Raw genomic sequence first — 7,134 nt, 5'->3', positions numbered from 1 at the left:
ATCCGCTTCAATAATAAAACAGTCCCCGAAGAAGTCATACATTCCATCGTATCCTTCATGGTAATTTACCTCATGATCTTTTTTGCCAGCTCAACCTTGCTTTCATTAATGGGAATGGATTTCGTTACTACCCTGAGTGCTTCCATTGCAACTCTGGGCAATGTATGTCCCGGCCTCGGCCTCGTAGGCCCGATGGCTAGTTTTGATTCTATCCCTGACCCTGGCAAATTAATCCTTATTGCTAATATGTGGATTGGAAGGCTCGAGGTTTTTACAGTTATTGTGTTGTTAACACCAGCTTTTTGGAAGCGTTGAACATGATAATTGTATCATGCAGGAAATATCCCGAGCAGGATTTCGATGATGAGATCGGATTTTTTGAAAAGAAACATGTCCCACATAATGCATTATTCCCCTGCTTAAAAGCTTGAAATAATGAGTTACTTCACCAATATGTCCATTTTATGATCAATCAATTATTCAAAGACAATTCCCTAAGACCATATAAAAAAAGGAGCTAAAGACTTCATTGACTTATTTAGAATATCCAGGCACCTAAAAAACCAACAGTGCTATATATAATCAGACCATGAATTGAAACAGTCAACGAATCCATCAAGACCTCCCAAGAATAAGGAATTTACACGTGCGGATCTTTTTGGATGAATTTGGTATAAAATATAAAGGGAGGAAAACAGATGGAAAGAAGAAGCTTTAACGGCAGAGGCGGCGGAAGCGGTGGTTTCAACAGTGGACCAAGAGAGATGCACAAAGCTAAATGTGCTGACTGCGGTCAGGAAACAGAAGTGCCTTTCGTACCGGACCCTGACAGGCCAGTATACTGCAAGGAATGCTACCAGAGCCACAGACCACCTAAACGATATTAAGTGGATGTGAATCTTACTATTCTTTTAAACAATCAAAATTAAGGTGTGCGATCAGATAAAATGTTTCTGACATGATCGCCGCTATCTATTTTTAATTGGTTTTTGTGCTACCGATTATTAATTTATAGACTAATTGGACCATCCCAGCGTTCAGTGAATAAACTCAGATCAGTCACAACTAAAAATCTAATTGAATTCCCATATTTATCAGAAAAATGACCTTGCAGCCTCAGACCATTATCCGATCCATACGAAATAGATCGTATTAGCGACAATGGAAAATAAAATATGGTGAAAAAGGGTACCACATAACAATGGCACTCTTCTTTATTGTCCAACTAATGCGGTCATTATAAACCCTGCAACTAATATCGCAACAATACCTACAACCCAGAACTTGATTATCTCTTTCATAGGTAATGTAAAAGGTACAGTATCCGTGACCTTATATTGAGATATTGCAGGAGCAACTTCAGTAGGCGCAGTCTGGACCATTGTTACCTTTTTAACAGATGGTTCTGTTACAGAGGCATTTACCCTTTTCTCATCTGCTTGTCGGATAACTTTTTGTGCAGGTTCCTTTACTGCAACAACAGGTTCTGCTTTTACCATAGTCGGTTTTTTTACTGTAGCTTCAACAAATGTAGGTTCGTTCTTTTCTTCCACAGCTTCAACAAAGGTACTCTCGCTCTTTTCTTCTGCAGCTTCAACGAATTTACCCCCACCATCCTCTTCTGGAATTACGAGGGATTCAGCCATTTCAGACTCATCTTGCGTGTGGACCCCAGCATCATATTCAACATGTGCATCGGATTCCCATTCCAGCTCTTTGTTCTTTGCATCTTCGAACGCAGTCCACTTGTTGTCCTTGATTACCGGATTCACCGATTTCAGCCCTTCCTGCGGTTCTTCTATTATCTCTATCACATCATCAGCAGGAATGGCCTCATCTGCGGAAACTCCGGCCATAGGAGAATCGTTTGAAAAAGAAAAACTTTGTTGTGCAGGTATGGCCTCTTCTTCAAAATTAAGGGTATCTGAGCCAAAGTTTACATTTTCAAAGGAGCTTGTTTCAAGGGCCACATCATCATCCTGCTCAAAACCACTTGCAAGACCTTCCATTTCATCTGCCTTTGCTCTTGAACCAAGTGCTGCATCTACCAACCCCAGTTCTTGTTGAGCATCTGCCATAAGTCTTAATGCCTGCGCATTTCCCGGTTCTATCAACAGGCATTTTGTGAAATATTTCACTTTCTTATCCTGACTTTTTGTTTGAACCCCAAGGTCAAACCAGTTCTTAGCACTTTGATCCTTTTGTTTTTCCTTAAGCTTTTCAATAAAATCCATTTGAGACACCCCTTGGAACAAAACCTGCAGTTTTGTCGGAATATATGCATGAGCAGACTTGCTTAACATAATAGTCTTTGATAACTATAAAAATATGTTCCTTGTTAAATTAAAAACATATGCCCATTTTCACCAGATTTAATGAGTTAGAGATATTGATCATAGATAGCATCAAGCTCTTTGCCTGAAATACTTTCCATGATACTTATGTGGTCACTTTTATCAACATGCCCCATATTGATGAATTCCACACCAGCATCCCTGAAAGTATCCATGCCAACATCCCCGTAGAGGGAATAAGTTAAAAGAAATGCCCTTTTGTAATTTAATTTGGTCTGATATGCATAGCCTGAAGCTAATTCAGAAGGTGTTGACCAATCGGCAAGCTTCCCATCGTTCCTTTCATCAGCTCCAATATCTGAGAGTCGATCCAATTCCTTCGTGGCTTGCAAAGGGTCGAGCTCTTCAAGAACCTTCATAGCATAGAAATTAGCGTAACCTTCATCCATCCACAGTTGTTCGAAAGAACAGCATTCTGTCCAGTAATGGGCCAATTCATGTATCAATGTTATGTCCCTTGACGTATGAAGCAGTGATATACCCTTGCTCCAGTTATTAAGACCCCCATAACCACCAGTATCTTCCATACTGCTTTCAGTAATGGTTATGCCATAACCAGCAGGATATGCAACACCCCACAGATCTTCGAGAATTACAAGGCTACTGGATGTCGTATCCATAACATGTTCCGCCCACTGCTCTTCCCCATCCCAGTACCTGACTGTCACGAGGACATCTTTTTTCTTTAGTTTCACAGTTTCAGTCATACTGTTCAATTCAGTATGCCTTACAAGATCAACTGTTATTGGTGCAACACTCATCCCCAAATTGCCGGGATCAATTACATACATGTTTTTCAGAGGTACTACCACACAATTCTGTTTATTCAGATACACCTCATATTCATCAGGTATGATGATCTTTGCAGTTGCACTATCAGTGTTATCCCATATATTGAAAACAGCGGTATTTTGGTTGACCATTAGGTCATACTCAACTCTAAATTTGAAAACATCGCCATACCACATTCGTTCATTGAAATTAAATATATAAAATTCACCATCACCCTTTGTATATTCCATACTGCTGGAACTATCATATGCCCTGATGTTCTCAGCACCATCGGGGATGTAATAATTATAGGTGTCATAATAACCCTGCCAGTAACGAGTATTTTCATCGAGGTTAGTGAATGTGATTTCTTTAGTCACATGGACAATATTCTCGTCACCCAGAAGCTCGTAACTAAGTTCAGCAGATGTGGAGATTCCATCCCCCCCGGCTGCAACGATAGTTACTGATGCTATGAACAGAAAACTGAGCAAAAGTATTATTGCTGCATCTATTGCAAGGACCTTCTTTTCAGACACCCTCATGAGAAAGAAGTTCGCATGGACACAGACTTAACTTGCATGGCATGAATTATATAATTCGTGCACATGATTTAATGCATATATAAAAATCGAAGATTGATTATAATATATAAATGCACAATTTTCAATATGCATTAAGCAAATTTAAGAAAATGATATCTTTCAGCTGTGTGTACATGAGATCTGCACATAACTTTTCAGAAGTTATAAATTAGATACAGACAAAACAAACAAGTATTAAATCGAAGCAAATACTATTGCTATATCAGTATCTGTGTGTTTATTGGGAGTTTTTTGATGTTCGAGTTCACCATAGCAATACGCCACATAAACTCACGCCGTCGCCATACATTTTTTTCTTTAATGGCAGTTGCATTAGCTGTGAGTACCATAATCGTCCTGATGTCGATGATGAACGGTTTGCAGGAAGAGCTCCTTGAAATTACTATCGAAAACGCCCCACATATCGTAATAAGCCCACAATCCAAAGATGGTGACGAACTGCACCTTTACAAGTATCTCATGTCAGTGATAAGCGAGAAAGAAGGTGTTGTGGCAGTATCACCTTATCTTTCGGGACAGGCGGCTCTAAAATATAAGGACAATGCCGAAGGAGTCCTGCTCAAAGGGATAGAGCCAGAAGCTGAAGATCATGTAATGCATGTCAGTGAGGACATCGTTTCCAGAAGCTTTACGATGCTTGCACTTACGGGCCATGGCATTGTTCTTGGTGATAAACTTGCAGACAACCTTGAGGTTGGTCTCGGAGATAATGTGGAAGCAATTTATCCAGGTTCAAATAAACGGGTCTTTAAGGTAGTGGGGATAATCAACACCGGCACTCCGATCGATGAAAGTATTGCATATGCCAGACTGGGAACATTGCAGGAGCTTTTCAGGAAGAATGGTGTCGTCACTTCTATAAGTGTCAGAGTGTTCGATCCATATCAAGCGGAAGCAATTGCAGATTCAATTGAAACCGACACCAGTGCTGATGCGGCAAGCTGGCTGGAAGCCAACAGGGAGATCCTGGAATTGCTTAATACACAGCGTGTATTCATCTGGATATTTTATGCACTCATCTACATCATTGCCGGATTCGGTATTGCCAACACCCTGGTTACCGTTGTCATGGATAAGAAAAAAGAGATAGGCATGCTCATGGCCATGGGAGTATCACGAAGAAGCATCACTTCCATATTTCTGATAGAATCAGCGGTTCTCGGAGCTTTTGGCGTTATTGCAGGTTGTATTATTGGCTACATCACATCTGTTTCAATTGGAGCATATCAACTTGAATTGCCCAGTGAGATGTATTTGGGACTGGAGACGATGCCAATTACGATCCTTGCCAGTAACTTCTTTTATGCTGCAACCTTTGCGTTCGTCCTGAACGTTCTTGCGGGTGTTTATCCTGCAAGACGTGCTTCAAGACTCGATCCTGTTGAATCCATTGAAGGCGATTGAACGCTCAATGATTGGATGTATTATCTGCCGGTTTAAATGAAACTGCCCTATATAAGTGCCAGATGCTGACACCTTTGGTCCTCAAAATATCATAGTACCGATGTCGGCTGCATAAGGGACTAGTCTGGAGAGCACTATGCCCCCGCAAACAAGAACTGCCCACACAACAGGCTCCCCTGCTGCAAGTATGTAGCATCTGTTATCAGTTCTTGACATTAGAACTTTTCATTTATACATTACTGAATAAGCCATTACCAACATTATCATTAAGACAAAAATTGGCAATATTTTCATATAGACACCAACTGCAAGCAATATCAAGGTTACAATATTGAGCATTTTGAGCAACGATATACTCTTATCATGGCCAAATATTGCCGGTATGGGCAACAGCCCTTTTATTCGATCCCCTTCTATATCCCGAATGTCGAACATTATCTGGATACCTACCATTCTAAGGAATACGAAAGCTGATATGACCATTGCAGATATGTCAATTTGATATCCATAATAGACGAACATGGTGAAGATGAGGAGTCCCCATACGAGTGATACGAACAAATTCTTGAATGCTGGCAATTTTTTTGTGATGGATTTAAAATGTGAATGATACATAAGCCCCAGTACAAGGATCCCAAACCCAATGAACATGTTTTTGATATCACTGTAAATTAAATATGTGAAAGCTATTGCCACAATGGAACCATATATAGTAGCTAACAGCATTTTTTCGTCATTGTTCTGCAGATATTCTGAACGACTTGAGTAATTGTTCTTGTCTTCCTCTGCACCAGTAAAATAGTCGTACACATATATCGTATAGAAGATCAGGTAGATGATCAACATAAAGTCCCAGGTTATCGGAATAGCGAATATAATCGATGCCATAATAGCTACGCAGATAGCCCCAAATGCAAAAATATGCCCTCCATAGATAAAATCTTTCCATAATGCCTTTGTAATATCGTGGAAGTTCAGATTATTGGTGCTATCTCTAAATAATGTACATCCTTTGCTCATCGACATCCTCAAACATAAACATCTTTGCACACGTATTAGAACTATCTACCCACAAAAACTATAATTATGTACAAAATAACTTATTACATGAACATTTTATTGAGATTTGAGATAAGGATTTCATACATTCTCAAAAAAATAAAGATATTAAGACACCATATTTTGATCAATTGGATAATGCTCATGACCTGCAAGACATTAAACGAAGCATAGTAAATCATTTAAAGATTGAATTCATTCAGACGTGAAAAGGTGATCACATCATGAAATACTGGCAGCCAAAATATGAAACGATGGAACATGATGAACTTCTTGAATTGCAATTGAATCGCTTGAAGAAAACGGCTGCAGCAGTCTATAATAATGTGCATTTTTATCGAGAGAAGTTCAAAGCCCTGGGTATCACTCCTGATGATATCAGATCACTGGATGATATCAGAAAGTTGCCAATGACCAAAAAGACGGACCTTCGTGACAACTATCCATTCGGTCTTTTTGCAGTCCCAAAAAAAGATATTGTGCGTATCCACGCTTCTTCGGGGACAAGTGGGAAACCAACGATTGTCGGATATACTGCCAATGATATTGAAACATGGGGAAATATGATGGCACGTAATTTTACCATGGTCGGTCTGGACGCGAACGATGTTTTCCAGAATGCCGTCAATTATGGTCTTTTCACAGGCGGACTGGGTTTTCACTATGGTATCGAACAACTTGGCGCCATGGCCATACCAAGCGGGACCGGAAACACAGCAAAACAGATCGAGATGATGCAGGACTTTGGCGTTACTGCTATTCATTGTACTCCTTCTTATGGACTTTACCTTGCAGAAACCGTCAGGGAAATGAATGTCCTTGATAAATTATCATTACGAGTAGGATGCTTTGGTGCAGAACCATGGTCATCCAGTACCAGAAAAGAACTTGAAGATGCGTTCAACATTAAAGCGTATGATTCCTATGGCCTATCCGAGATG

The 7,134-nt window shown here is 40.0% G+C and carries 8 protein-coding genes; 4 read left to right on the top strand and 4 right to left on the bottom strand.

All coding sequences use genetic code 11. The annotated features are described in order from the left end of the window. A partial coding sequence (locus tag QAS77_RS09155; RefSeq protein WP_305065090.1) for a potassium transporter TrkG occupies positions 1–315 on the top strand: 315 nt, incomplete at its 5' end. A gap of 383 nt (positions 316–698) precedes the next feature. Next, entirely contained in the window at positions 699–887 is a 189-nt protein-coding gene (locus QAS77_RS09150) for a CxxC-x17-CxxC domain-containing protein (RefSeq protein WP_250867275.1), read from the top strand. Positions 888–1,214: 327 nt separating this feature from the next. On the opposite strand, the gene QAS77_RS09145 is transcribed toward QAS77_RS09150, so the two are convergent. Together QAS77_RS09145 and QAS77_RS09140 are read right to left on the bottom strand one after the other, a co-directional pair. Continuing rightward, the gene (locus QAS77_RS09145; protein WP_305065088.1) at positions 1,215–2,234 is read right to left on the bottom strand and encodes a hypothetical protein; all 1,020 of its coding nucleotides are present in this window, start codon (positions 2,232–2,234) and stop codon (positions 1,215–1,217) included. A gap of 146 nt (positions 2,235–2,380) precedes the next feature. Continuing rightward, positions 2,381–3,664, bottom strand: coding sequence for a hypothetical protein (locus QAS77_RS09140; RefSeq protein WP_250867273.1), 1,284 nt, complete (start codon positions 3,662–3,664; stop codon positions 2,381–2,383). A gap of 300 nt (positions 3,665–3,964) precedes the next feature. Between QAS77_RS09140 and QAS77_RS09135 the strand changes: the two genes are divergently transcribed. Continuing rightward, positions 3,965–5,134, top strand: a complete 1,170-nt coding sequence (locus QAS77_RS09135; RefSeq protein WP_305065086.1) for an ABC transporter permease — start codon at positions 3,965–3,967, stop codon at positions 5,132–5,134. Positions 5,135–5,215: 81 nt separating this feature from the next. Here the strand turns inward: QAS77_RS09135 and QAS77_RS09130 are convergent, their stop codons facing one another. Continuing rightward, positions 5,216–5,350 (bottom strand): hypothetical protein, encoded by a 135-nt coding sequence (locus tag QAS77_RS09130; protein WP_305065084.1) that lies wholly within the window; start codon positions 5,348–5,350, stop codon positions 5,216–5,218. Between the two features lie 9 nt (positions 5,351–5,359). Beyond that, the gene (locus QAS77_RS09125) at positions 5,360–6,154 is read right to left on the bottom strand and encodes a UbiA family prenyltransferase (protein WP_250867271.1); all 795 of its coding nucleotides are present in this window, start codon (positions 6,152–6,154) and stop codon (positions 5,360–5,362) included. A 263-nt stretch (positions 6,155–6,417) separates the two neighbouring features. Between QAS77_RS09125 and QAS77_RS09120 the strand changes: the two genes are divergently transcribed. Further along, positions 6,418–7,134, top strand: a 717-nt coding sequence (locus tag QAS77_RS09120) for a phenylacetate--CoA ligase family protein (protein ID WP_305065082.1), incomplete at its 3' end; no start/stop codon positions are given.

Source organism: Methanococcoides sp. (assembly GCF_030594565.1).
In the GTDB taxonomy this organism is placed as follows: domain Archaea; phylum Halobacteriota; class Methanosarcinia; order Methanosarcinales; family Methanosarcinaceae; genus Methanococcoides; species Methanococcoides seepicolus.
Note: the sequence above shows the minus strand (reverse complement) of the source record. Positions and strands in the feature narration are given on the sequence as shown.